This is a genomic window from Pseudarthrobacter siccitolerans (assembly GCF_001046895.1).
Taxonomy (GTDB): Bacteria; Actinomycetota; Actinomycetes; order Actinomycetales; family Micrococcaceae; genus Arthrobacter; species Arthrobacter siccitolerans.
In genome coordinates, this window is sequence record NZ_CAQI01000042.1 from 126,653 (window position 1) to 149,086 (window position 22,434).

Consider the following 22,434-nt stretch of genomic DNA (forward strand, 5'->3'; position numbering starts at 1 on the left):
AAATTGAACCAATGAAAACTGAGCGAATTGAGGGATTCCAGGCGAGGGTTGCGAAGCACGCCGCCCTCGCCGATCCTGCCCGACTGCGGATCGTCGACCTGCTGACCCTCGGGGACTACACGCCGACGGAACTGCAGGCCGAGCTTGGCATCCCGTCAAACCTGCTCTCCCACCACCTGCGCGCACTGGAAACAGCAGGCCTGGCCACACGCCACCGATCGGAAGCGGACAAGCGGCGCAGTTATGTCCGACTCGCCCCCGGCGCACTATACGGACTGGCACCCGGGAGTGAACACGCCGTGCGCCGCGTCCTGTTCATCTGTACGCGCAACAGTGCCCGGTCTCAGCTGGCCACCGCCCTATGGCGGCAGGCCAGCAGCATTCCCTCAATATCGGCCGGCACCCACCCCGCTGACCGCATCGCCCAAGGGGCCCTCGATGTCGCTCATCACCATGGCATCACTATCGAAAATGTCAGCCCACGCCAACTGGGTGACGTGGCAGCTGAGGAGGACTTCATCGTCACCGTCTGCGACAACGCCCACGAGGAACTGACCAGCGCCGGTGGAATCCACTGGTCCGTACCGGATCCCCTCCGACTCAACACCGAGGATGCCTTCGAGCGCGCCTTTGATGACATTTCACGCCGCGTCAACGACCTTGCGCCACGCCTGCACGTCGCTTAGGACCGACCCAACCACCGCCAACCAAGACTCGCCCGCACCCCCCATCAAATATTGACAATCATCAATGTATAGGGAAATACTCCATACATCGACGAACATCAATATCCGAGATTGGTGTGGCCGTGGGCGAAGCCACCCGAACTCAACACACCAACAACCAGGAGAATCCCGTGAGCACCGAAACCACCAAGAAGCCCTCCGTGCTTTTCGTCTGCGTCCACAACGCCGGCCGGTCCCAGATGGCAGCAGCGTTCCTCAGCACCCTTGCCAAGGGCGAGATCGAGGTCCGCTCCGCCGGTTCTCAGCCGGCAGACAAGGTCAACCCGGCCGCCGTTGAAGCAATGGCCGAACTCGGCATCGACATGTCCGCCGAAATCCCCAAGGTCCTGACCACGGAGGCGGTCAAAGAATCCGACGTGGTCATTACGATGGGCTGCGGGGACGAGTGCCCTTACTTTCCGGGCAAGCGGTACGAGGACTGGGTCCTGGAGGACCCTGCCGGCCAGGGCGTGGACGCCGTCCGGCCCATCCGCGATGAGATCAAGACCCGTATCGAGGGCCTGATCGACTCCCTCATCCCGGCCGCCAAGTAGCCCCGAACCCTGCGAGGAACACGCCCATGAGCAACGAACAGCTGATCATTATCGGGTCCGGCCCCGCCGGTTACACCGCCGCCATCTACGCCGCACGCGCCGGCCTGGCACCGCTCGTGCTGGCCGGCTCGGTCACCGCCGGCGGGGCCCTGATGAACACCACCGAGGTGGAAAACTTCCCCGGCTTCCCCGGCGGGATCCAGGGCCCGGAGCTGATGGACGGGCTGCAGGAACAGGCCGAGAAGTTCGGCGCGAAGGTCGTGTTCGATGACGTTACGGAAGTCCAGCTTTCCGGGCACTTGAAGACGGTGGTCACCGGAGCCGGCGAAACCCATCAGGCCCCGGCGGTCATCCTGGCCACCGGCTCGGCCTACAAGGAACTCGGGCTGCCCGAGGAGAAAAAGCTCAGCGGCCACGGCGTCTCCTGGTGTGCCACGTGCGACGGCTTCTTCTTCCGCGAACAGGACATCATCGTGGTGGGCGGCGGTGACTCCGCCATGGAGGAAGCGACGTTCCTGACCCGCTTCGGCAAGTCCGTCACCGTCGTGGTCCGCAAGGAGGAACTGCGTGCCTCCCGCATCATGGCCCAGCGGGCCAAGGACAACCCCAAGATCAGCTTCGCGTGGAACTCCGCCATCACCGCCATCCACGGCGACGCCAAGGTCACCGGCGTCACCCTCACGGACACCCGCACCGGCGAAACCCGTGAGCACGCAGCCACGGGCATCTTCGTCGCCATCGGGCACCTGCCCCGCACCGAGCTGGTCGCCGGCCAGGTCGACCTGGACGCCGAGGGCTACATCAAGGTCGACTCACCGACCACGTGCACCAACCTCCCCGGCGTCTTCGCCTGCGGCGACGCCGTGGACCACCGCTACCGCCAGGCCATCACCGCCGCCGGCACTGGCTGCGCTGCGGCCCTGGACGCCGAACGCTACCTGGCCGCACTGGAGGACGCGGACAGCATCGCCACTGCACTGGTCGAAGAACCGACCCACGCCTGACCAGCTGATAAGGGGAGGGGGTGAACTGGATGGACACCGGATGCTGCACCGACACGGGCTGCTGCGAAGAGGACGATCCGGACTGCTGCTAAGCAGCACCGCCCTGGCCTGCCGGACCCCGCATGGGCCCGGCAGGCACTCGACCCGAACCGCCACACCGCCGAAGAAAGTAAGAGAACAGCATGGAATCAGCGAAGAACCTTCCCATCGCCATCATCGGTGCAGGCCCGGTAGGCCTGTCCGCCGCCGCGCATCTGCTCGAACGCGGACTGGAACCGGTGATCCTCGAAGCAGGTCCTGCCGCAGCGGCTGCCATCGAACAATGGCGGCACATCCGGCTGTTCTCCCCGTGGCGGTTCAACCTCGACGCCGCTGCTGTCCGCCTGCTTGAGTCCACCGGCTGGGAATCACCCCGCCCCACGGCCCTGCCGTACGGTGGAGAACTCATCGACAACTACCTCGCTCCCTTGGCAGCAACCCCGGAGATCGACTCGCGGCTGCACACCAGGGCCCGGGTCATCGCCGTGACCCGGCAGGGCCTGGACAAAACCCACGTCGGGGACCGGGACACCACCCCCTTCGTTGTCCGCGTCGAACACGACGGCGCAGAAGTCCGCGACCACACCGTCGCAGCCGTCATCGACGCCTCCGGGACCTGGTCCACCCGAAACCCGCTCGGCATCTCCGGCCTGCCCGCCTTCGGTGAAACGACGGCCACAGACAGGATCTCCTCACCACTGCCCGATGTCACCGGCCGTGACCGCGCATCCTTTGCCGGCCGTCGCGTCCTCGTCGTTGGGGCCGGACATTCGGCTGCGAACACCTTGATCAATCTCTCGGAGCTGGCCAAGGACGAACCAAGAACGACGATCCTGTGGGCCGTCCGCGGGGCCAGCCCGGAGAAGGTTTACGGCGGCGGGGACGCCGACGGGCTGCCCGCCCGAGGCCAGCTCGGATCACGGCTGCGGCGACTGGTCGAGGCCGGCACGATCGAGCTGCACACCGGGTTCGGGATCGCGTCCATGAAAACGCTCGACTCCGGCGTGAGTGTCGAAGCCGCTGACGGACGCACCATCGAGGCCGACGTGATCGTGCCCTGCACCGGATTCCGGCCCGACCTGGAGATCCTGCGCGAACTCCGCCTGAACCTCGACCCTGCCGTCGAAGCGCCCGTCGAACTCGGCCCGCTGATCGACCCCGAATTCCACTCCTGCGGCACAGTCCCACCACACGGAGCCAAACTCCTCGCCCACCCGGAGAAAGACTTCTACATCGTCGGCATGAAGTCCTACGGCCGCGCCCCCACCTTCCTCCTGGCCACCGGCTACGAGCAGGTCCGGTCTGTTGCAGCAGCCCTTGCCGGCGACCACACCGCCGCCGACACCGTATACCTCCAATTGCCCGAGACCGGGGTCTGCTCCACCGACCCCGGCACCAGCTGCGACGTCCCCACAGCCACTGAGCCGAAAGACACTGGCTCCTCAAGTTCCTGCTGCGCGGCTCCAGAACCCGTACTGATCGGCATCCCCACCGGGCTGGCCCACGGCCGCTCCGGCCAAAACTGACAACCCCCACCACGCACACCACGAGCCGGCCCGACCCAAAGGGAGTACTGCCATGACCGAACCTCAGGAAACGACGCTGGGACTGCAGGACAACACCGAAGTACTGCACCGGATCAGCAACCGCCTCTCCGACCGTTTCGCCGGGACCTTCGCCGCCGAAACCGTTGAACGCTACGTCTTCGAGTCCTACACCGCCTTGGCCCGGACAGCGAAGATCAGTGCCTACCTGCCCGCCACCACCGAGCACTTCGCCAACGACCGGCTAGCGGCGCTGGCCAAGTCCAAGGGATCCATCGTCTCTGAAATCCCGGAAGTCCTCTTTGTCTGTGTCCAGAATGCCGGCCGTTCCCAGATGGCCGCCGCCCTGCTCAACGTCGAAGCCAAAGGCAGGATCCGGGTCCGCTCCGCCGGGTCCATGCCAGCATCCGAACTGGACCCCGCGGTCCTCGCGGTGATGTCCGAAATGGGCCTTGACTTAAGCAAGGACTACCCCAAACCGCTCACAGACGACGTCGTGCGCGCTTCGGACGTGGTCATCACCATGGGGTGCGGGGATTCCTGCCCCATCTACCCCGGCAAGCACTACGAAGACTGGGATCTCGCGGACCCCGCAGGACAGTCGCTGGACACAGTCCGGACCATCCGCGACGAAATCCACGCCCGCATCAAAACCCTCGTCGGATCCCTCCTCAGCATCGCCGACTAGAAACAGAAAAGAAAGAAGAAGCCCAAGCATGAACGAATCAACCAAGAAGCCCGCCGTTCTGTTCGTCTGCAGCAAGAACGGTGGAAAATCCCAACTGGCCGCCGGGCTCATGCGCGAACTCGCCGGCGACGCCGTAACGGTCCATTCCGCCGGGACCAAACCTGGGCCCGCCCTGAACGCCCAGGCTGTAGAGTCCCTGGCTGAGCTCGGAATCGACACCGGCGGCGAGTACCCCAAACCGGTCATGGACGAAGTACTCAACGCCGTCGACGTCGTCGTGATCCTGGGCACCGAAGCCAAACTCGAACCCCGAGGTACCGCACAATTCGAAATCTGGGAAACCGACGAACCGTCGGTCCGCGGCATCGAAGGCATGGAACGCATGCGCCTGGTCCGCGACGACATCAAAGAACGAGTCCAAGACCTCTACACCCAACTCGTTCGGAACTAGTCCAGGGGTCTAGCGTTCTCGTGTAGCGCCTCGGTGACCATTTCGAGTCTGACGACTTGGACTCCCGGGGCAACGGTCTTGTCAGCACCAGAGCCCTCCACTCAGCAGCAGCCATCTGCGTGCTCCTGGATGACGAGGACTCCTTCCTCTCAGTGCAGGATCATGTCTTCATAGCTAAGTATGGAGCCAGTCCAGCATCGCCGGACGATAGCCGGTAGAAGCGTCCTGGCTATGTGGAAAACCGCAGGTAACGGCATCGGAGCACTCTGCCCGTGAGCCTCCTGTGACCACCCAAATCCGAGCGGCGGCGAACCAGGGATGAGCCGCCAGTTCCGGGAACCTACGCGGAGGCACCACCAACTCTTTCCTTAACCCTCGACGGCGAGTTTGGCCGGCGCGTGCTGTCGGACCTCGACAGTTTAGTGAACATGTGGTGATCGCAGTGCGAGCGGCTGTTTGTGCTGAGTTTGCAGGGATTTTTTCTCCTTGGTCGTGCGAGGAAAACATACTCCTCTCATGGACCTCCGGGTCTATGTCCTTAACCATGTATGCGTGAAGGCATGCGAGCGGTGAGCGGGGACCTCGACGCGGAGATGAAGGCCAGTAGGCTAAGCCATCTCACCGCGGTCTCCGGGCTTCAGATGGTCCTGAACTCCATCAGCACTGGGCCTCGGACCGTTCTTCCGCACGCCTTGCGTCGACCCCGAGAGTCTTCGCCCCCACATGTCAGGTTGAGTTCTATGACCCACTCGTGACCTTGTCAGGAAAAGAAAGAAATGGACTCTCTTGTGACAGGGCGCGGTGGGGCGCTGAAGTCAGGATGGGGTGTGGTGATAGATGACCTCCGAGCGCTCACTCCCCACTCTGCTTTGTCGCGTTGGTCCTTTAACTACTGGATCCAGATTCGAGGTGGTGGTTCTCGCAGGAAAGCTTGTCCGTATGTCGACGCCTACTCCTACGGGAGTGGGACGCCTAGAATCACGGACATGAGCGCTGCCGATTCTGGACCTAAAGCGGAAGTGTTGTCGGTGGAGGATTGTTGGAAATACTTAGATGCTTCCTACATCGGCAGGTTGGCTGTTATCAGTGGGGGCTCGCCTGAAATTTTCCCGGTGAACTTTGTGCCCGTGAAGAAGACGCTTGTTTTCAGGACTGCCCCCGGGACCAAGCTCCGCTCCTTACTCACGGGAGCCCCTGTTTGTTTTGAGACGGATGGACTGAATGCTTACGGCACGGAGGTCTGGAGCGTTGTTGTGAAGGGCACGCCTGCGCCTGTCTCCGGCAATGAGCTGGAGTCAGAGCTGAAGGCGGCCACCCCGGATCGGGAACCTTGGGGGCCAGGGCTTAAAGATCACATGATCCAGCTAAGGCCGACAGAAGTGACCGGGCGCAGGTTCGCCGTCCATTCGCGTACGCGGTGGTGGCCGCCGTTGGACTTTTCCTCCGAGTGGACATAGCACGCACTAGCAGCTCACGGGAGATCGCCTGGTGAGGTTACGGTCTTGGCTGTCGAGGAATCACTGTTGTGCTGTTCTTGGGTGCTGTGTGGCATTGTCGTGCGGCGGGAGACGAGCACGGGGCCGTGGGAGTGATGAAGGACCGCGTGGGCTGTGGAACCGATGGTTCCTCTGACGACTCCATGGCCTTTGGTTCCCACAACGATGATTTGAGCGCTGCCGGAGGCCCGAATGATGGCACGGGGGATTGAGGTGTCGGTCAGGAGTTTTCTTTGGACAGACACGGCCGGGGCGAGGCTGCGCGCGGTTTTGAGGGCGGTTTGGAGCACTTCCTGTGCCGCGGAATGGGCGTCCAGGGGTTCACGGACTTGCCGGTAACCGGCGGGCGTGTGCTGGACGTGGATGATGGTGAGGCTGGTTTGCGCGGACGCGGCCATGGTGCAAGCGTCTTCCAGCGCTGTCGGGGATCCTGATTCGTCGACGGCTACGATGACGGGTCCTTCTGGATGGTCGTTGGAGCGGATGACGGCGACCGGGCAGGCCGCTGTTGCTGCCAGTTCAAGGCTGACGGAGCCAACGAGCAGTCCCATGAATCCGCCGAGGCCGCGGCTCCCCACCACGAGCAGCTCCTTCCCCGCGGAGAGTTTGACCAGGTGTGCGGTGGGCCATCCGTAGGGCAGTTCAGTTTGTATGTTCAGGTCGGGCTCGGCGTGCCGGGCATGGGCCAGGCCCTCTTCGAGGGTGATCTGGGCGGAACGTTCCAGTCCGCTGTCCGCGACTCCCGGGACGGGGCCGAGGTCAGTGGTCACCAAGGGCCACAGGGAGCAATGCACCAGGAGGAGCCGGGCGTTACGCCGGCACGCCTGCGTAGCGGCCCAACGCACGGCCTGCGCCGCTTCAACCGACCCGTCATAACCGGCCACGACAGTTTTGGAATCATTCACGGATTGCTTCCTAAGGGTCGGTGGTAGGGAGTTTTTCTACGTCTGCATGTGCCCAAAGTGTTGATGGCAGGGCAGTCCCGTAGGCAATCAAGACAGGACATTTGGCGTCCCGGCCCACTGTGGTGCTGACGGATCCGATGAGCACATCGCTCAGGGTGCTGTGGCCCCTGCTGCCGAGGATCAGCAGTTGGGCTGTAAGGGATTCGTCGAGGAGGACCTTCGCGGCAGGGCCCCGGCGGATGGCTTGTGCCACCTTTCCGGGTGAGGAAGTGCCGTAGGCACGCTCCACGGTTAGGGAGCAGATTCGCTGGGCCTGCCGGTCCGGGTCCGGGACGGTAGGGGTGACGCTGCCGAAAGGTATGTCGAAATCCCAGGCGGTGAGGGCCCTGATACCGGCATTCATTACCGAAGCAATGACTTGGGCCCAGCGCAGGGCGAGGATCGAGGCCAGGCTGCCGTCCACTCCGACAACGATGGTTGGTTGGTGTGGTGTCATGGCTTCCCCTTGGTCAGGGGAGCATGACGGGAAACGAGGCGGTGTGCTGATTCCGGGCCGCGCCGGAAGTGCGTTTCCTTGAACACCATTCTGGCCATCACCAGACCTGATGCGGCTGCCATTACGGCAGCCATGGCCACGCCTGCAACGACCCCGATCAGTGCGGTGAGCGCCGGTTCCTGGCCTGGCTGCCACAAAGGCGTCGAGATGGCCAGAAAGACCAGCAGCCCGGCGGCCCACGCTGCTGCGGTGGCCGGAATCCAGCGCCAGGCGCGGGCGACGTGCCTGCGCAGTTCAAGCCACTGCGCGGTTCCGATCGAGGCCAGAAGCGCGGTGGCGGCAAGGATTCCAACACCAACCTGCAGTGCCGGAGGCCAACGCGTCCACACGTGGCTGAACTCGCTGCGAGCCAACCCGATCATCCACGCCACTGCCGCGGCTTCTGAGGTGAGCGCCGTCCACCTCCCGATCGACAGCCCTGGCAGGCATCGCCTGAGGACGTGAGCTTGCGACCAGCCAAGAAGTGCGCCTTCAACGAGGCCAGCAGCGACCAGGAGGGGGAAGGCAGTGGCCGCGGGCAGTGTCGTGCCCAGTTGCTGCAGCAGTACCGGGGCAAGGAAGCCAGCGCTTTCGCCCAGTATCACCCACAACAACCACGCCCTGAGGAATGCACGGGCAGCAGTGACATGCTGGTGGGACCTGAAGGAGGCAGACATGACCAGGCCTGCCTTACTCGAAGGATGCACGGCGGGAATCGGTGGGCCTGGTCGTCCACAGATCGGGAGGGTTTACCTTGAACCTGCGGCCCGTCAGGGCGCGGGGTATCAGGCGCACGTAATGGTCCTTGGGGCCTGGCTCCCATGGCTCCAGCCGCTGGGCCTCTGCCCTGTCTTTTTCGTCCGGGTTCTCGATGAGGACTGTGTCACCACGTGCGACGACACTCCAGGCCTCCTCGCTTTGGTGTTCGTATCCGTCAATTTCGAGAACGGCAGGGCGGGCCGCCATGACATTCCATAGTTTCCGTCCATGGCCTGTGCGGAAGACGATGCTCCGCTCATCCAGGACATAGTTCACGGGGTAAATCTCGGGGTGCTCATCGACTACAAGGCCAAGACGACCGACTGTTCCTGCGGCCAGCAGCTCCCAGCATTGGTCAAAGGACAGGCGCGAATCGGCGCTATTGTCGGGCCGGCCGTTCCCTGCCGTGGGCTGGTTCATCGCTGGCCTCCGGAGGTGGTTGCTTCAATACCGGTGCCGGCCGCGTGCCGGACGGTCTTTTCGTGGGTGGTGATGATGAGTGCGCGGAGGTGCAGGGCTCCAAGGACCAGGAAGAACATCGACAGGAGTGCCGCGGGCCAGAAGGCTGCAGGGCTCAACGCTGCATTGAATAGTGGTTTGACGATTTCGCCGACGGCGAGGGAAAAGATCAGCGTGAAGCCCAGCACGTACAGGGCAGGAAGGAGGATCAAACCCAGTGGATGTGACCTGAAGGTCAGGAACGCGAGGATGAGGAACGCCGGCATGATGAAGCACAGGTCCAGAATGTAAATCGAATAAAGCGAATCGATTTGCTCCCCAGTACGCATGAGCGGAAGGAGCATCGCGATCCACAGCGGATAGAAAATGAGTGGTTGCAGGAGGGCCCCGGAGGCTGAAACCAGCCGCAGCCGTCTCGGCAACGTGACCTGCGTGACCTGCCCTGTTTCCCGCCGGCGGGCGGTGCCGGCGCAGACCATTGCCCAGAAGGACAATGCGAAGATCGCCATGTAGACCAGGTAGAGCCCGTTGTAGGCGCGTTCGATGGTGTAGATGCCGTAGGCGTAAAAGAGGTAGCCCAGGAGGCCGAGGGCAATGATCTGGGCCTTGGGCCGGTCCGAAGACCTGGCCAGCGAAAGGTAGAGCAGGCCGACTGCTGCGGCAGCCGATATGAGGTCTTGGGAGTAGGCGCCCGGGATGATGGAAGGGGCCACTATCCCTTGGTAGATGTCCGGGTTCCAGATTCCCGCAGCGGATACCACAAGGGTGAGCAGTCCGATGAGGGCCCACAGTGTCCTGTGGGCTTTGAGGTGGGTGAGCATTGGTGGTGTCTGCCTTCCGCAAAGATCGTCAACGGTCAACCGCCGTCGAAGGATCAGCATTCAGGGTCATCGCCTCGTGTCGTGGCGTCTGTGCTAGCTCCGCGGTTTCTGCTTCCAGCATTCCGGGGTTCTCCCGGGCCTAGTAGGGCCAAAGGTCATAGAACCCATCAGTGGCGGACGCGGGGAAGGACCCGCTGCCTATCCGTGCTGGGTGAGGTATCCGCCGAGCCAACGCTCCATTTCGCGGTAGGCGCTTTTCCTCACCGGCGCGGGGAAGAGGAAGATGTCGTGAACGGCTTTGGGTATCCACATCGATTCTTTGTGGGGAGAGAGTATGAAGAAGGTGTCTTTGGAAGCGGCAGCTTTGCGGGTCAATTCTTCTAACGGCCCAAGCCGAGTGGGGCGGGACATCGATGGACGAACGCCGGGCACCAAGTCTGCGGACTTGGCGGCATTGTCTAGACCGGGATCCGGGTCGGGACTAAGGCCCCTGTCCGTGGTGATTGGGAGGAAAAACAATGGAGGAGGACATGACGTAACCGGGCGAGGTGAGCGCCCCGATGGAGGCCAGGGCATGAAAAGCACAGCAACGAAAACGCAGCCACGGTCTGTTGCCCAGGATTCTGACGGGAAGAAGCGGACCGGTCTTCGCCGGAAGTTTGTTGGCGGATTCTTCCTCTACACCGGGGGAATTCACCTCGGGATTGTCGCGGCCGGACCTGACTTCTATGCCCCCTTCGCCCGCGAGACGTTCCTCCCTTTAATTGGGCAGGCGTGGGACAGGATCTTCATGGCATCACCGGTGGGCTGGGGCCTGGCGCTCTCGGCAGGGGAGGCTGCCCTGGGCGTCCTGCTCCTCCGTGGCGGCGCGTGGGCAAAGGCCGGCTGGGTCGGGGTCATCACCTTCCATCTGGCGCTCATGCTGTTCGGGTGGGGCTTTTGGCTGTGGAGTGTCCCCGCCCTTGCTTTCCTGATCCCGGCCGCCTGGCCGAGTGGCGTTCCACCGCGCGGAACTAAAGACCTTCACCTCCGGCCCGCCTGTTGCTCGTCGAGGACCTTTTGGCCGTGCCGGGTCAGTCCTCGGGGCTTGTAGACGGACAGGACGCTTGTGACCAGCAGCGCCAGTATTGCGGCGCCCGCGTCGAAGACCAGTTGGACTCTCATACCGTTCATGTCCGGGGGGCCGAGGTCTGTTGCCAGTGCCATTTCGGCCATCGCGCTGACTGGTTGCAGATGTACCAGTAACAGGGCCGTTGCCAGGGCGGTGATGATGAGTTTGATCAGGACCCAGTAGTGGCGGAACAGTCCCCAGACGGTGCCGAGACCGTGGACGATGCCGGAGATCAGGGAGGCAAGGCTTAGCGGGAAGATGATCATCCATCCGACCAGGTTCATGCCCACGTATGCGGCACAGACCAGCTGCGGGTCAGTAGAGGTGAGTCCGGCGATGGCGAGGACAAGGAACGCGGCGATGGCGCCCAGCCACCCCACGGAGGAGATGATGTGGACTGTCAGAGCTGCTTTCCGCACGACCGGGGGCATGATCTTCACGGCGTGTGGTTCATGACCATTCCGCCGCCGCTGAGGTGGATGACCGCGAAGGTCACCACCAGCACAGCCGCAACGACCAGAAATCCCTTCACCCACAGCGGCGTCTTATGCCTTGGGGTTTCTCTGCTGCCTGTGCTGTCTGGGTTGGGGCCCAGGTTCGTCATGATCATCCTTCGGTTGATTTTGTAAAACAGTATGTATTGAAAGGGTCAGTGTGTCTATTGTGCGTCAGGTTGTAGCATTCGGGTATGCCTAAGCTTTGGAACGAGACGATCGAGACCCATCGGGACGCCGTCCGTGGTGCGGTTCTTGACGCGACTGTCCGCCTCTTGGCAGGGCACAGTGCGTCAGGGGTGACGATGTCGGCGATCGCCCAAGGTGCGGGGATTGGTCGGGCAACCCTGTACAAGTACTTTCCGGATGTCGAGTCGATCATGCTGGCATGGCATGAGCGCCAGATCCAGGCGCATCTGGACGAGCTAGTTGGCATCAAAGGACAGGCTGTTGGAGCCCGTCAGCAGCTTGAAGCGGTTTTGCACGCTTATGCTTTCCTGTCCCGGTCCGGTCACGACGAATCGGATTCGGCGCGTCTGCATCAGGGAGCTCATGCAGGGCGGGCTCATCAGCACCTCATCAGGTTCCTGGCGGAGATTATTGCAGAGGGCGCGGATTCGGGAGTCTTTCGTGCGGACGTTGGTGCCGATGAGCTGGCAGCTTTTTGCCTTCATGCTTTGGGGGCCGCGGCAGGGCTGACTTCACATGAGGCCGTGCTGCGGCTGGTCAGAGTCACCCTGGATGCCCTGCAGCCCGCTCAAATGCCACGCACCTAGTGTGGAGGCCGGCGCTGCGCCGGCCTCCACACTTCCTTGGGTGCTCAGGCTTTCATCAGCCCAGGGATGCGAGGAGCTCGGTGCAGGCTTGCTCGCAACGCCTGCACGCTTCGGCGCAGATCCGGCAGTGCTCGTGCATGCCTGCGTGCTGTTCGCACTCGTCGCCGCAGGACTTGCACACGGTGGCGCAGGCCTGGAGCACGGCGCGGGTGATGTTGGCGTCGTAGCCGGTGTGGCGGGAGAGGATGTTGCCCGTCGTGGTACAGATGTCCGCGCAGTCCAGGTCGGTGCGGATGCATTTGGTCAGTTCGGCCACCATGTCCTCGCTGAGACAGGCATCCGCGCAGGCGGTACAGGCTTGTGCGCAGTCGAAACAGGCCGCAATGCATTCGGCCAGTTTGTGCGGGTCGATGCCGCCAAGGTCCTTGGGGTAGGCATCGAGCAGTTTGTGAGTGCTTCCGTGCGTCATTTTGTACTCTCTTCCATAGGTTTGAGTAGCTGAAAAATGTTCCGGACCGCATGGATTGTGTTTGCCGCGTCCGGGCCTGTGTTCGGTGTTCGCCTCCTTCCACTTCTCGTCGTGTTGTCTATGCCGGCGTGGTCGTCCTCGTGCTGGCAGGTATCCCTCTAGTCCGGGAGCCGGCTTTGCCGGTGAACCTTTAGTGCCCGTTCTTTTGCCCTGTAGGAGGTGAGTGCCGCACGGGGACGTCCGGCGGCTTTGAACAGGTCAGCGGCCCACTCGAACTCGGCTGCGGCAGCGAGGTAGAGACCCTCGTCAAAAAGCCGCCGCCCGATCTGGTGGCGGACCTGGGCTTCCCTGAATTTCGTGCGTGCAGCGCGGAGCGCCCGTTCCTGCACCTGTGCAGCGTCCTGCCAGCGGTACAGCCGTTGATAGGCATAGGCGAGAACGAGCAGCGGACGGAACGGATCTATGGACGCGGCCAGCAGCTGTTGGGCTTCGCTGACTGCTTCGTCACCCCGTCCCAGAAGGGACAGAACCCAGACGCGTTCCAGGTCGTCGGTACAGTCGCCCAGCCGGGCTTCCATCGCTTCCCGGTCCACGACCACGTCCCGCAGCGTGGCGGGGTCCACGGACCAGATCCTTTCCTGATGCTCCATTAATCAGCCGCCTACATTGTCATGATGAAAGGCCCGCAGGTACCGCCTGTGAGGGCGGTAAGCCCGGCGGTGTTCATCGCGCTTCGGGAGGGGTGCGGAAGAGATTGCCGCCGTCGGTGGATACGACGAGCCCTTCGGTGGTGGCGGCCCAGATCGTTGGTTTTCCGTCTGTCTTTTTCACTGCGGTGATCGCCTGGACCTGACCTTGGATCGATCCCGTTTGGGTCCAGGTGCTTCCCGCGTCCGTTGAATAGTGGACCGCACCGTCGGGTTCGACGCCGAAGACTTCGGTGCCGCTGGCGAAGGCAACGAATTGAATGACGGGGGCGGCGGTGTTCAGTGCCCAGGTTCTTCCGCCGTCGATGGAGCGTTGGAGACCGTCTCGGGTGGTGGCGAGAACGGTGTCGGTTTCAGGGTTGCCGGCCAGAACAGCCGGGACGAATTCGGCGCTGGCCGAGGTCCACGTTTTCCCATCAGGGCTGGTTTGAAGCGTTCCGTCGTAGGCGATGAGCCCGGACTTGGCTGTGGCGAGGGCGTGGAAGTCTGATTCGCCTTGGCGGGACAGTTGTTCCCAGGTTTTTCCGCCGTCCACGGAGCGGATCAGGCCCATGGGGTTGGGCATGTCCGAGCCGAAACCAGGGTGCCCGGAAGCATAGAAGACGCCCTGGTCAGCGGCTGCGGTGAAGCCCATCAGGTCATTGGTGTCACCTATCTGGGTGGCGGGGGACTTGGGCTGCTTGGTGACATCGAAGAGGCCTTCATGGGTGGCCAGCAGGACCTGATCCGTTTGGCGGTTCACGCTCAGGCCGTGGACGTGGGAGCTGGGAAGACCGGGGGCCGCAGAGGGCGGTGCGGTCCCGGCCGGTGAGCCGGTAGAACAGGCGGACAGGGTCAGCAGTAGGACGGCGGCCGCGGTGAGTCCGGCGGCGGAACGTCCTTGGGGCATAAAGTGCAGGGGCACGGGGAACTCCAGAATGGTGGTCCAAGGAAATGAAAGTTGGGGAAGGTGCCGGCCCCAGGGGGGACGGGGCCGGCACCGCGGGTGTGCTGGCTACAGGGTGGCCAGCAGGTCTTTCATTTCCTGGATTTCGGCTTCCTGGTCGCTGACGATGTCCTTGCTGAGCTGGACCGCGTCAGTGTTCTTGCCGTCGGTGGTTTCGGTCTTCGCCATCTCGACGGCGCCTTCGTGGTGGGCGATCATCTGTGTCAGGAACAGTTTCGCCGCTTCGGTGCCCTGGGCGGCCTCGAGCTTGGCCATGTCGTCCTCGCCCATCATGCCGGACATGCTGTGGCCCGAGGGCATGTTGGTGGGCATCTCGGTGGACTGTCCCCAGCTTTTAAGCCATCCGGTCATCTTCTCGATTTCCGGGCCCTGGGCGGCCTTAATCTTCGTCGCCAGGTCTGTCACGGCGGCGGGGATGCCTTCTTTGGCGAGCATGGTCTCGCTCATGGTCACGGCCTGGGTGTGGTGCGGAATCATCATTTGCGCGAACATGACGTCTGCGTCGTTGAACCCGGCCGAAGCGGCTGCGGAGGTTGCCGGGGCGGTGCTTGATGCGGTGCCGGTGCTGCCGTGGTTCATGCCCGGCATGCTGCTTCCATCCGAGCTGCTCCCGGAATTGGTGGAGCATCCGGCAAGGGCAATTGCTGCGGCGAGGGCGGCAGCGGAAACGGTCAAGGTTTTCTTCATGGAAATCAGGGTCCTCAAAAGTATCAGCGGGCGCGCACGGCGCCCTTGAGTGGTGTGGCGTAAACGCCGGCTGCCCTTGGGCGGGGCATTCCGGGGACGTAGGACCGCGCCAGAGTGTGGTCACGGCGCTGTCAATGCTGGTTTACGTCCTGCTGATACAGAGGTCACCGGGGGTGGGGCTGGCCGGTGAGAAGGAATAGTTCGTGCTGACTGCGGCCGCCGCACCGAAGTCCGGTAAGACATAAGGCGCTGTTCCCGGCACAGGGGCGGTGAGTGAGGTGTTTCCCTGGGCAAGGACACAGGCACCGTCACCGGCGGACATCTCCGGGCAGGAACCTGCAGGGGCGCAGGAAGAAGACGACGAGCCGGTTGCCGCTGGGGTAATCGCAGCCCTGTCCGCGGACGTCCCTGGTGGATGGGAGTGGCTGGAGGGAAGGCTGTCCAGGTGCACGGTTGACTGGGCGGCTGTTGCCGGCATGCTGTGCCCGGCGCTCATGTGGTGCGCCCCGGTCATGATGTGCATGCCGAAGATTCCGGCGATGATGGCCAGGGCTGCCGTCAGGAGGCCCGTCCGGAGGAGGAACGCGGTGAAGGGTCCACGAGATGGAGCGGTCACAAGGTTTCCTCCCTTCCGTGCAGGTTGTTCAGGCTCTTAAGCCTACCCGCAGGGTGTACCTGCCGGTCACAGCCTCTTATTCAACGTGTCTGGGAGGGATTGAGTTTCACCCGTACCGTCTGTGTCCATTGCCCGCGAATCGCCGGGGGATCGCCATCATCACCCCCGCGGTCCGGGTCAGCGCCGCCATGTTGGATGTGACGCATGGGGGAGATGAAACGGCGTTATGCAAATGTGACATGTGGGGAAAGTTGAAGTACGGTCAAAGCCGTGCCGGTTTCTCCGAGGGCGGCACTCCCGAGCAGACTTGCCTAACTCTGCCGCTGCTCGGGATCCGTTCGCAAAAATCGTCCGGCAGAGACGGGGAACCCAATACTGGCCTGCTTTCGGCGGGCCTTGGGGTGAAGCCGTGCCTGGTGCATTTCTTGCATCACCACGGCCGGGTGTCTCCCATCCGAATCCGACAGCTAACCTCGCAGGCAGTGGGAGAGGCCCTTTCATGCCCAATGGCAAAGCTCACGGCCGCCGCCGCGCGGTCCCTGTCCGCACCAGCCCCCTGGCTGTTTTGTCCAAGTCCGTTGCCGATAATGCCGGTGGTGTAGGCCGCCGGGCCGCCGTCATCGCAGCATCGTCCGGCCTTGTCCTGACAAGCGGCATTGCCGCCCAGGCAGCAGACGCCCCGGCCCAGCGCGAGGCCGAGCCTGCGTCGAACCTGGAAGTCACCAGCCAGGTGCAGACCCCGCTCAGCGCAGACGCCACGGTCCAGATCGCCTTCGAGCGTCCCGCCGTGAAGACAACCCCGGCACCCGTCGTGGAAGCACCCAAGCAGGTCGTCGTTGATGCCCCCACGGCGGCGCCCGCCGCGTCTGCCGCCGTCAGGACGCAGGCCGCCGTTCCGGCCAAGGCGCAGATCACCGTCACCCCAGCACCCGCGGCCCCGGCGGCCGCCGCGGCGGCGGGCGGTATCAACGCCACCATGGTGTCCTCTGCCTACGCCCAGATCGGCATGATCCAGGACTGCACGCGCCTGGTCGAAAACGCCCTCAACGCAGCCGGCATCCCCGTCGGAGACCTCGGCCCCATGCAGTTCATGAACTACGGCACCGTCGTCACCGACCCCCAGCCCGGCGACATGGTCATGCAGCCCGGCCACGTAGGAATCTACGTCGGCAACGGCCAAGTCCTTAGCTCTGGCCTGAACGGCAAGAACGAAACAGCCGTCCACCCTCTGACCTGGATGACCTCCAAGGGCGCCGTCACCTTCGTCCGCGCAGGCTAACAAACCACTGAAGGCCAGTTACTCAATGCCTTGGGGGCACTGAATAGCTGGCCTTTGGCGTTCCCGGCCGCCTGTAAGAGCATGGCGCACCTTTTCAGATGCTGCCGCCGCGGGTCCCCAGCATGCATTAGCGGGATCGGGATCGCATGATGCGGCGGCGGGTTTGTTCCAGCGCGCAGTGCAGTGCTGCCCGCCGGGGGACTTCTGACCCTTGCGGTGAACATTAGGTGGGGAAACACTGGGGGCAGCACGTAAAGAACTGGTGAAAGGGCGGTATCCATGGGCGGGAATGGCGTGTTTCGGATCGTTGTGGGGGTGGATGGTTCTGCTCCCTCGCGCCGGGCCTTGGAGTGGGCTGTGGAAGAGGCGCGGCTACGCAACGGCCAAGTTCAAGCCGTGACCGCCTGGGCGTTTCCGCCGGTGACGGTAGGGATGGAGGGCCTGATCCATGACCCGGATATTTTTCCCCAGGCTGCGCGCCGGCTCCAGGATGAAGCGCTGAAGCGGGTGGAAAGCAAAGGGGTCCCCGTCAGTGGCGAGGTTGACCAGGGCAGCGCGGCCACGGTCCTGCTCCGGGCGGCAGAGGACGCTGATTTGCTTGTTGTTGGTTCCCGGGGTTTGGGCGGGTTCACCGGGCTGCTGCTTGGATCGGTATCGAGCCAGCTGGTTCATCATTCGCCAACCCCGGTGCTCGTGGTCCGGTCCGGGTATGGTGCCGAGGAGTGATCCCTCTCGGCAGGCCTCGACGCAAAGTATCTGGATGCAGAGCCTGTGACAGCTGACCATTCGTCCCATCATCGGCCGGTCACCCATGGCCGGCAGGGCCCGGTTCCTTCAGGGCCTACCCTCAGGAACAGGCTCCATGCGTTGTGGCACACGCTGGTCGGTGTGGTCGGGCTGATCGTGGGGCTCCTGCCGCACGTCCTGCACCATATCGGGCTGCTCGCCGGGACCGCACTGGTCGCCGGTTCCGGCGGCACCGCCTTGTTCGGCGCGCTGGGGCTCCTTGCCTCCATTCCCATGCTGGTCAGGCTCTACCGGCGGTTCGGCAGCTGGGTTGCACCGGCCCTTGGCCTGCTGGTCTTCGCCGCTATGTTCTCCCTGTCCGCGTTCGTCATCGGCCCGGCCATCAGCGGCACCGGAGCCGGGGTAAACCCCGGGCCCGAACCCACCGTGGACCATACGGGCGACCACACGGGCCCTGGTCACTGACGCTCCCATCTGGCCAGGAACCGGGGATGTCGGGGAACCTGGCCTCCCCGGTTTCTGCCGGAAGGGTGAATGTCTACTTCGTTCCGGCCAGGGCGTAGCCGGAGGACCGCACTGCATCGACCAAAGCAGCCGGGTCGTGGGTGCCGGTGACGGTGAGCCGGGACCTCCCGCCAGGGACCAGGTCCACGCGCGCGGAGTGGACTCCCGATACGCCGGAGGCGGCCTTTTCAACGGTCTGGACACAGTGCCCGCAGGTCAGGCCTTCAAGGGCGTACTGGGCACCGGAAGCCTGCATCTGCGGCTGGGCCGCGGCTGTAACGCCGGCCTGGCTGCCCGTGGCCGGGGCGCAGCAGCTGCAACCGTGCTGCGTAGCGGAGGCCAGGGGAAGTTGGGTCCGTGATTCGCTGGTTCCACACATGTCAGTTTTCCTTCGGAAGAGGAATGCAAAAGGGGCACTGTTGGGGATGACCGGCTGTAACGGCTCCGGAGGCCTGGACAAAACCACGTCACTGACAACACCAACATAATACCCCCTGGGGGTATAGCTGCGCAAGGGTCCATATGGGGGAAATTCGTTCAACGGTGGCGGGTACGGGGCCTTTGTGCCCTATCCCGGTCTGGCGCTGTACACGGAGAATCGAGGCATGAGCAGTCTTCCCGGTTTACACGGCCCCGAACTACCCCGAGCAGCGCGCCCGCCATTCCCGCCTTGGACACAAACCTTGCTGATCGTCCTGATAGCCGCCGCGGCGGTCTACCTCATCACCAACCACTGGCTCCATATCCTGGACTCGCTGCCCTATCTTGGTGTGGTGCTGGTGATGAGCCTGTGCATGTTCGGGCACGGCGGCCACGGCGGCTCTCACGCGGGACATGGCGGGCAGGGGAGCGGGAACGGTTCCGGACGCCCAGGGTCCTCAGGAGGTGCCGGCCATGTCCACTGATTACGGGTATGACCTGTGGTGGCTGGTGATCATCAATTCGGCAGTGTTTATCATCTTCGCGTTCAGTTTTGTCCGGCCCACCACGAAGCTGGACTGGCGGGCGCTGGGCGGGTTTTCTGCGTTCATCGTGGCGCTGTTCACCGAGATGTATGGTTTCCCGCTGACCATCTACCTGCTCTCGGGCTGGCTGGGTGACCGGCTACCGGTCGGGGATCTGTTGAGCCACAACAGTGGTCACTTGTGGCAGGACCTTGCCGGGTGGCAGGGGGATCCGCACCTGAGCCCGCTGCACCTTCTGAGTAACCTGCTGATCGCGGCAGGGTTCATCCTGCTGTACCTGTCGTGGCAGGTTCTTTTCGCAGCCCAGCGGGACCACCGGATGGCGGTCACGGGCCCGTATGCCAGGGTGCGGCATCCGCAGTACGTGGGTTTTTTGATCATCATGGCGGGGTTCCTGCTGCAGTGGCCGACCCTGCTGACCCTGGTGATGTTCCCGATCCTGGTCATCGTTTACCTCCGCCTGGCCCGGCGCGAGGAACGGGTGATGGACGCCGAGTTTGGCGAAGCCTACGCGGCATACCGCCGGCAGGTCCCAGGGTTCATTCCCCGTTTCGGACACCGGTCCACGGACGCGGAGCAGAGACTGCAGAAGGGGCCCTGATGGACAGGCGCCCGTGCAGGAAACCGGGACCAGGGCCGGTGCCATGCTGTTCCTGGCCGTAAAGAACCTGGTTCAGGAAAAGACCCGGCTGCTGATCAGTGTTGGCGGGGTTGCGTTCAGCGTGCTGCTGATCATGAGCATCCAGGGCCTGTACCAGGGCTGGAGCAACAAGATCGGCGAATACATCCGGACCGTGCCGGCGGACTACTGGGTCACCCAGACCGGTGCGACGGACATGTTCCACACGCCCTCGGTTCTGCCCCTGACCGTGCGGAACTTCCTGACCGGTGTTGAGGGGGTCGCCAGCGCCAAACCGTTCAGCGGACGCCGCGTCGCCTTTGACCACAACGGCAAAGACATCAACCTCTACATCATCGCCGACGACGTGGAGAACAATGTCGGCGGCCCCGCTAGGGTTGTTGAGGGCAAAGCCGTCCCGGGCCCGGGCGAGATCATCATCGACTCGGTGGTCGGGCGCAGTGAGAACATCCGGATCGGAGACACCATCCCCGTCGCGGGCAGGACACTGAAAGTCTCCGGCTATTCCGAGGGCGGGTACATTCTCAGCTTCTCGTTCGCCTTCGCCACCAAGGCCGACGCCGAAGGCATCCTCCAGCTCCCCGGCGCCACGAACTTCTTCCTCGTCACGGTCAAGGACGGCACCGCCCCAGGGGAAGTGGCGTCACGGATTGAAGCTGACCCGGCGGTGGATGCGATCACCAAGGACAGGTTCGTGGAGAACAACACGAACATCGTCCGGGACACGTTCCTGCCCATCATCCTGGTCCTGCTGTTGATCGGCATTGCCGTGGGGATGACGGTCATCGGCTTGACCATCTTCACCTCCACCATCGAAAAAGCCCGCGAGTACGGGGTTCTGAAAGCCATTGGAGTCAGCAACCGCCAGCTCTACACCGTCGTGGTCGAGCAGGCCGTCACCGCAGCCGTACTCGGATACGCCCTCGGGGCGGGCCTGGCTGTGGTGATCAGCGCCGCCGCCGGGCAGTACGTTCCGGAATTCATCACGGAAATCCGGTGGTTTGATGCGGGCTGGATTTTGGCCGTTACCGTGGTCATGGCCGTGGTGTCCTCGCTGTTGCCGGTCCTTAGGCTTTCCCGCATCGACCCTGCCGAGGTGTTCAGGGCATGAGCGTTGTCTCCGTCCAGGACGTGTCCAAGACCTTTGGCGCGGGCCACACCTCAGTGACTGCCGTGGACCATGTCTCCCTTGACGTTGATGCCGGTGACATCGTGCTCGTGATGGGGCCCTCCGGGTCGGGTAAAACAACGCTGCTGTCAATGATCGGTACCCTGATGTCACCCACGGCCGGCCGGATCCTGATTTCCGGGCAGGACACCTCGGTCCTTTCACCGGCGCAGCTGTCCAGGCTGCGGCTGCAAGAATTCGGGTTCGTCTTCCAGACCTTCAACCTGCTCTCGGCCCTGACAGCGGAAGAAAACGTCATGATGCCACTGCTCACGGCAGGAGTTTCCCGAAAGCAGGCACGGGTCAAAGCCCGGGAATCGCTGGAGAAACTCCAGCTCGGGCACCGGCTCCGGAACCTGCCTAGGGACCTGTCCGGCGGGGAGAAGCAACGCGTTGCCATCGCCCGGTCCCTGGCCAACGACCCGAGCCTGATCCTCGCTGATGAACCTACCGCGAACCTGGACGCCAGGACCGGGCAGGACGTGACCCTGCTGTTGTGTGAAACGGCATGCCGGGAAAACAGGGCGGTCATCATTGTCAGTCATGACCAAAGGCTGCGGTCCGCCGCTAAACGGGTTATCACCATCGAGGACGGCCGCCTCACTGCTGAAGAGGGCGGGGAACACAACCTGCACTGCCGCATGCACACCGGAGCGGGGCTGTCATGAAAATGACTGATGACGAGCTTCGTGCAGCCTTGGCCGATCCGGCCGAGGACCCCGCCCGGATGGAACGGATAGCGGCCGAGATCGGAGCCGGTTTCGGTCTGCTCTCGGGCCGGCTCGGCAAGGCAGTGACTGTCTTCGGGTCTGCGCGCCCAGGCCCGGACGATTCCCGCTATCAGGCCGCGAAGGTCCTGGGGTCGCGCCTGGCCAGCGCCGGCTTCGCGGTCATCACCGGCGGAGGGCCTGGCCTGATGGAAGCGGCCAACCGCGGCGCCCTTGCCGCCGGCGGCACCTCTGTTGGCCTGGGCATTGAACTCCCGCGCGAACAGTCACTGAACCCCTACCTTGATGTGTCCATGTCCTTCCGGTATTTCTTCGCCCGGAAACTCATGTTCATCCGTTACTCCTCGGCGTTCATCGTCCTGCCTGGCGGTTTCGGCACGCTCGATGAACTTTTTGAAGCCCTCACCCTCGTCCAGACCGGAAAAATCCACGAATTCCCCGTAGTCCTAATCGGCGCCGGCCACTGGTCAGGGCTCGTGGACTGGATCCGTGACCATCTCCAGGACCAGGGCTTCGTCGCCGGCGATGACATCCGGCTCCTGCGGGTCACCGATGACCTCGATGAAGCCATCGAACTGATCCAGCACTGCCACCTGCGCCAGCTCGCCCTCTGAACC

Annotated in this window: 29 protein-coding genes and 1 riboswitch; of the genes, 16 read left to right on the forward strand and 13 right to left on the reverse strand. The window is 63.4% G+C overall.

All coding sequences use genetic code 11. The features are described from left to right. Positions 1 to 11 precede the first annotated feature (11 nt). The 7 genes from ARTSIC4J27_RS09805 to ARTSIC4J27_RS09835 all read left to right on the forward strand — a co-directional run bounded on the left by ARTSIC4J27_RS09805 (position 12) and on the right by ARTSIC4J27_RS09835 (position 6,462). Positions 12 to 686 (forward strand): arsenate reductase/protein-tyrosine-phosphatase family protein, encoded by a 675-nt coding sequence (locus ARTSIC4J27_RS09805; RefSeq protein WP_050055015.1) that lies wholly within the window; start codon positions 12 to 14, stop codon positions 684 to 686. Positions 687 to 856: 170 nt separating this feature from the next. Further along, a complete protein-coding gene (locus tag ARTSIC4J27_RS09810) occupies positions 857 to 1,279 on the forward strand; it encodes an arsenate reductase ArsC (RefSeq protein WP_050055016.1) in 423 nt (140 codons plus the stop codon). Positions 1,280 to 1,305: 26 nt separating this feature from the next. Next, positions 1,306 to 2,283, forward strand: coding sequence for a thioredoxin-disulfide reductase (trxB, locus tag ARTSIC4J27_RS09815; RefSeq protein WP_050055017.1), 978 nt, complete (start codon positions 1,306 to 1,308; stop codon positions 2,281 to 2,283). 182 nt (positions 2,284 to 2,465) lie between these two features. After that, the gene (locus tag ARTSIC4J27_RS09820; protein WP_050055018.1) at positions 2,466 to 3,848 is read left to right on the forward strand and encodes an FAD-dependent oxidoreductase; all 1,383 of its coding nucleotides are present in this window, start codon (positions 2,466 to 2,468) and stop codon (positions 3,846 to 3,848) included. Positions 3,849 to 3,900: 52 nt separating this feature from the next. Beyond that, complete coding sequence (locus ARTSIC4J27_RS09825) at positions 3,901 to 4,554, forward strand: arsenate reductase ArsC (RefSeq protein ID WP_050055019.1); 654 nt, start codon at positions 3,901 to 3,903, stop codon at positions 4,552 to 4,554. Between the two features lie 28 nt (positions 4,555 to 4,582). Next, entirely contained in the window at positions 4,583 to 5,005 is a 423-nt protein-coding gene (locus ARTSIC4J27_RS09830) for an arsenate-mycothiol transferase ArsC (RefSeq protein ID WP_050055020.1), read from the forward strand. 986 nt (positions 5,006 to 5,991) lie between these two features. Further along, positions 5,992 to 6,462, forward strand: a complete 471-nt coding sequence (locus tag ARTSIC4J27_RS09835; protein ID WP_050055021.1) for a pyridoxamine 5'-phosphate oxidase family protein — start codon at positions 5,992 to 5,994, stop codon at positions 6,460 to 6,462. A gap of 14 nt (positions 6,463 to 6,476) precedes the next feature. Here ARTSIC4J27_RS09835 and ARTSIC4J27_RS09840 read toward each other — a convergent pair whose 3' ends face one another. The 7 genes from ARTSIC4J27_RS09840 to ARTSIC4J27_RS22770 form a co-directional block, all read right to left on the reverse strand. Further along, positions 6,477 to 7,406: a universal stress protein gene (locus ARTSIC4J27_RS09840; protein WP_083435396.1), complete on the reverse strand. Its 930-nt coding sequence runs from the start codon at positions 7,404 to 7,406 to the stop codon at positions 6,477 to 6,479. A 10-nt stretch (positions 7,407 to 7,416) separates the two neighbouring features. After that, the gene (locus ARTSIC4J27_RS09845) at positions 7,417 to 7,902 is read right to left on the reverse strand and encodes a universal stress protein (RefSeq protein WP_083435397.1); all 486 of its coding nucleotides are present in this window, start codon (positions 7,900 to 7,902) and stop codon (positions 7,417 to 7,419) included. After that, positions 7,899 to 8,618: a hypothetical protein gene (locus tag ARTSIC4J27_RS09850; protein ID WP_200900783.1), complete on the reverse strand. Its 720-nt coding sequence runs from the start codon at positions 8,616 to 8,618 to the stop codon at positions 7,899 to 7,901. Before ARTSIC4J27_RS09850 ends, ARTSIC4J27_RS09845 begins: the two co-directional genes overlap by 4 nt. 13 nt (positions 8,619 to 8,631) lie before the next feature. Beyond that, entirely contained in the window at positions 8,632 to 9,120 is a 489-nt protein-coding gene (locus ARTSIC4J27_RS09855) for a pyridoxamine 5'-phosphate oxidase family protein (RefSeq protein WP_050055023.1), read from the reverse strand. After that, on the reverse strand, positions 9,117 to 9,980 hold the full coding sequence (locus ARTSIC4J27_RS09860; RefSeq protein WP_200900784.1) for a hypothetical protein: 864 nt from the start codon (positions 9,978 to 9,980) through the stop codon (positions 9,117 to 9,119). Before ARTSIC4J27_RS09860 ends, ARTSIC4J27_RS09855 begins: the two co-directional genes overlap by 4 nt. A 1,023-nt stretch (positions 9,981 to 11,003) precedes the next feature. Next, positions 11,004 to 11,531, reverse strand: a complete 528-nt coding sequence (locus ARTSIC4J27_RS09870; protein WP_200900785.1) for a DUF2269 domain-containing protein — start codon at positions 11,529 to 11,531, stop codon at positions 11,004 to 11,006. Beyond that, positions 11,528 to 11,695, reverse strand: coding sequence for a hypothetical protein (locus ARTSIC4J27_RS22770; protein ID WP_161799562.1), 168 nt, complete (start codon positions 11,693 to 11,695; stop codon positions 11,528 to 11,530). The genes ARTSIC4J27_RS09870 and ARTSIC4J27_RS22770 overlap by 4 nt, the downstream gene beginning before the upstream one ends. A gap of 84 nt (positions 11,696 to 11,779) precedes the next feature. On the opposite strand from ARTSIC4J27_RS22770, the gene ARTSIC4J27_RS09875 reads away from it, so the two are divergent. Continuing rightward, on the forward strand, positions 11,780 to 12,361 hold the full coding sequence (locus ARTSIC4J27_RS09875) for a TetR/AcrR family transcriptional regulator (protein ID WP_050055025.1): 582 nt from the start codon (positions 11,780 to 11,782) through the stop codon (positions 12,359 to 12,361). A 55-nt stretch (positions 12,362 to 12,416) separates the two neighbouring features. Here ARTSIC4J27_RS09875 and ARTSIC4J27_RS09880 read toward each other — a convergent pair whose 3' ends face one another. From ARTSIC4J27_RS09880 to ARTSIC4J27_RS09900, 5 genes are all read right to left on the reverse strand, one after another. Beyond that, positions 12,417 to 12,830, reverse strand: a complete 414-nt coding sequence (locus ARTSIC4J27_RS09880) for a four-helix bundle copper-binding protein (RefSeq protein WP_050055026.1) — start codon at positions 12,828 to 12,830, stop codon at positions 12,417 to 12,419. Positions 12,831 to 12,988: 158 nt separating this feature from the next. Further along, complete coding sequence (locus ARTSIC4J27_RS09885; RefSeq protein WP_050055027.1) at positions 12,989 to 13,480, reverse strand: hypothetical protein; 492 nt, start codon at positions 13,478 to 13,480, stop codon at positions 12,989 to 12,991. Positions 13,481 to 13,553: 73 nt separating this feature from the next. Further along, positions 13,554 to 14,441: a F510_1955 family glycosylhydrolase gene (locus ARTSIC4J27_RS09890; RefSeq protein ID WP_235436624.1), complete on the reverse strand. Its 888-nt coding sequence runs from the start codon at positions 14,439 to 14,441 to the stop codon at positions 13,554 to 13,556. Positions 14,442 to 14,531: 90 nt separating this feature from the next. Beyond that, positions 14,532 to 15,170 (reverse strand): DUF305 domain-containing protein, encoded by a 639-nt coding sequence (locus ARTSIC4J27_RS09895; RefSeq protein WP_050055028.1) that lies wholly within the window; start codon positions 15,168 to 15,170, stop codon positions 14,532 to 14,534. Positions 15,171 to 15,312: 142 nt separating this feature from the next. Beyond that, positions 15,313 to 15,786 (reverse strand): hypothetical protein, encoded by a 474-nt coding sequence (locus ARTSIC4J27_RS09900; RefSeq protein WP_050055029.1) that lies wholly within the window; start codon positions 15,784 to 15,786, stop codon positions 15,313 to 15,315. 308 nt (positions 15,787 to 16,094) lie between these two features. Continuing rightward, a riboswitch (cyclic di-AMP (ydaO/yuaA leader) is annotated at positions 16,095 to 16,282 on the forward strand. Positions 16,283 to 16,285: 3 nt separating this feature from the next. Here ARTSIC4J27_RS09900 and ARTSIC4J27_RS09905 point away from each other — a divergent pair. From ARTSIC4J27_RS09905 to ARTSIC4J27_RS09915, 3 genes are all read left to right on the forward strand, one after another. Continuing rightward, positions 16,286 to 17,065 (forward strand): NlpC/P60 family protein, encoded by a 780-nt coding sequence (locus ARTSIC4J27_RS09905; RefSeq protein ID WP_050055030.1) that lies wholly within the window; start codon positions 16,286 to 16,288, stop codon positions 17,063 to 17,065. Between the two features lie 279 nt (positions 17,066 to 17,344). Then, entirely contained in the window at positions 17,345 to 17,791 is a 447-nt protein-coding gene (locus ARTSIC4J27_RS09910) for a universal stress protein (protein WP_050055031.1), read from the forward strand. Between the two features lie 162 nt (positions 17,792 to 17,953). Next, positions 17,954 to 18,277 (forward strand): hypothetical protein, encoded by a 324-nt coding sequence (locus tag ARTSIC4J27_RS09915; RefSeq protein ID WP_235436625.1) that lies wholly within the window; start codon positions 17,954 to 17,956, stop codon positions 18,275 to 18,277. Between the two features lie 73 nt (positions 18,278 to 18,350). On the opposite strand, the gene ARTSIC4J27_RS23195 is transcribed toward ARTSIC4J27_RS09915, so the two are convergent. Continuing rightward, positions 18,351 to 18,695: a heavy-metal-associated domain-containing protein gene (locus ARTSIC4J27_RS23195; protein WP_050055033.1), complete on the reverse strand. Its 345-nt coding sequence runs from the start codon at positions 18,693 to 18,695 to the stop codon at positions 18,351 to 18,353. Between the two features lie 304 nt (positions 18,696 to 18,999). Here ARTSIC4J27_RS23195 and ARTSIC4J27_RS09925 point away from each other — a divergent pair, with 304 nt between their 5' ends. From ARTSIC4J27_RS09925 to ARTSIC4J27_RS09945, 5 genes are read left to right on the forward strand one after another with little or no spacing between them, the layout of a single operon-like run. Further along, positions 19,000 to 19,221 (forward strand): DUF2933 domain-containing protein, encoded by a 222-nt coding sequence (locus ARTSIC4J27_RS09925; RefSeq protein WP_050055034.1) that lies wholly within the window; start codon positions 19,000 to 19,002, stop codon positions 19,219 to 19,221. Next, on the forward strand, positions 19,211 to 19,882 hold the full coding sequence (locus tag ARTSIC4J27_RS09930; protein ID WP_050055035.1) for a methyltransferase family protein: 672 nt from the start codon (positions 19,211 to 19,213) through the stop codon (positions 19,880 to 19,882). The genes ARTSIC4J27_RS09925 and ARTSIC4J27_RS09930 overlap by 11 nt, the downstream gene beginning before the upstream one ends. Before the next feature lie 13 nt (positions 19,883 to 19,895). After that, on the forward strand, positions 19,896 to 21,032 hold the full coding sequence (locus tag ARTSIC4J27_RS09935; protein ID WP_050055036.1) for an ABC transporter permease: 1,137 nt from the start codon (positions 19,896 to 19,898) through the stop codon (positions 21,030 to 21,032). Further along, the gene (locus tag ARTSIC4J27_RS09940; protein ID WP_050055037.1) at positions 21,029 to 21,757 is read left to right on the forward strand and encodes an ABC transporter ATP-binding protein; all 729 of its coding nucleotides are present in this window, start codon (positions 21,029 to 21,031) and stop codon (positions 21,755 to 21,757) included. The genes ARTSIC4J27_RS09935 and ARTSIC4J27_RS09940 overlap by 4 nt, the downstream gene beginning before the upstream one ends. Then, positions 21,754 to 22,431 carry an LOG family protein gene (locus ARTSIC4J27_RS09945; RefSeq protein ID WP_050055038.1) on the forward strand — a complete coding sequence of 226 codons (678 nt, stop codon included), beginning with the start codon at positions 21,754 to 21,756 and terminating at the stop codon, positions 22,429 to 22,431. Before ARTSIC4J27_RS09940 ends, ARTSIC4J27_RS09945 begins: the two co-directional genes overlap by 4 nt. The last annotated feature ends 3 nt before the right edge of the window (positions 22,432 to 22,434 follow it).

Excerpts from the sequence above, each read along its gene's own strand:
- ARTSIC4J27_RS09830 (WP_050055020.1), top strand. The coding sequence starts at position 4,583 with ATGAACGAATCAACCAAGAAGCCCGCCGTTCTGTTCGTCTGCAGCAAG.
- ARTSIC4J27_RS09835 (WP_050055021.1), top strand. The coding sequence starts at position 5,992 with ATGAGCGCTGCCGATTCTGGACCTAAAGCGGAAGTGTTGTCGGTGGAG.
- ARTSIC4J27_RS22770 (WP_161799562.1), bottom strand. The coding sequence starts at position 11,695 with ATGACGAACCTGGGCCCCAACCCAGACAGCACAGGCAGCAGAGAAACC.
- ARTSIC4J27_RS09895 (WP_050055028.1), bottom strand. The coding sequence starts at position 15,170 with ATGAAGAAAACCTTGACCGTTTCCGCTGCCGCCCTCGCCGCAGCAATT.
- ARTSIC4J27_RS09845 (WP_083435397.1), bottom strand. The coding sequence starts at position 7,902 with ATGACACCACACCAACCAACCATCGTTGTCGGAGTGGACGGCAGCCTG.
- trxB (WP_050055017.1), top strand. The coding sequence starts at position 1,306 with ATGAGCAACGAACAGCTGATCATTATCGGGTCCGGCCCCGCCGGTTAC.
- ARTSIC4J27_RS09930 (WP_050055035.1), top strand. The coding sequence starts at position 19,211 with ATGTCCACTGATTACGGGTATGACCTGTGGTGGCTGGTGATCATCAAT.
- ARTSIC4J27_RS09850 (WP_200900783.1), bottom strand. The coding sequence starts at position 8,618 with ATGTCTGCCTCCTTCAGGTCCCACCAGCATGTCACTGCTGCCCGTGCA.
- ARTSIC4J27_RS09805 (WP_050055015.1), top strand. The coding sequence starts at position 12 with ATGAAAACTGAGCGAATTGAGGGATTCCAGGCGAGGGTTGCGAAGCAC.
- ARTSIC4J27_RS09945 (WP_050055038.1), top strand. The coding sequence starts at position 21,754 with ATGAAAATGACTGATGACGAGCTTCGTGCAGCCTTGGCCGATCCGGCC.
- ARTSIC4J27_RS09860 (WP_200900784.1), bottom strand. The coding sequence starts at position 9,980 with ATGCTCACCCACCTCAAAGCCCACAGGACACTGTGGGCCCTCATCGGA.
- ARTSIC4J27_RS09885 (WP_050055027.1), bottom strand. The coding sequence starts at position 13,480 with ATGGAGCATCAGGAAAGGATCTGGTCCGTGGACCCCGCCACGCTGCGG.
- ARTSIC4J27_RS23195 (WP_050055033.1), bottom strand. The coding sequence starts at position 18,695 with ATGTGTGGAACCAGCGAATCACGGACCCAACTTCCCCTGGCCTCCGCT.
- ARTSIC4J27_RS09820 (WP_050055018.1), top strand. The coding sequence starts at position 2,466 with ATGGAATCAGCGAAGAACCTTCCCATCGCCATCATCGGTGCAGGCCCG.
- ARTSIC4J27_RS09855 (WP_050055023.1), bottom strand. The coding sequence starts at position 9,120 with ATGAACCAGCCCACGGCAGGGAACGGCCGGCCCGACAATAGCGCCGAT.
- ARTSIC4J27_RS09825 (WP_050055019.1), top strand. The coding sequence starts at position 3,901 with ATGACCGAACCTCAGGAAACGACGCTGGGACTGCAGGACAACACCGAA.
- ARTSIC4J27_RS09905 (WP_050055030.1), top strand. The coding sequence starts at position 16,286 with ATGCCCAATGGCAAAGCTCACGGCCGCCGCCGCGCGGTCCCTGTCCGC.
- ARTSIC4J27_RS09910 (WP_050055031.1), top strand. The coding sequence starts at position 17,345 with ATGGGCGGGAATGGCGTGTTTCGGATCGTTGTGGGGGTGGATGGTTCT.
- ARTSIC4J27_RS09875 (WP_050055025.1), top strand. The coding sequence starts at position 11,780 with ATGCCTAAGCTTTGGAACGAGACGATCGAGACCCATCGGGACGCCGTC.
- ARTSIC4J27_RS09880 (WP_050055026.1), bottom strand. The coding sequence starts at position 12,830 with ATGACGCACGGAAGCACTCACAAACTGCTCGATGCCTACCCCAAGGAC.
- ARTSIC4J27_RS09940 (WP_050055037.1), top strand. The coding sequence starts at position 21,029 with ATGAGCGTTGTCTCCGTCCAGGACGTGTCCAAGACCTTTGGCGCGGGC.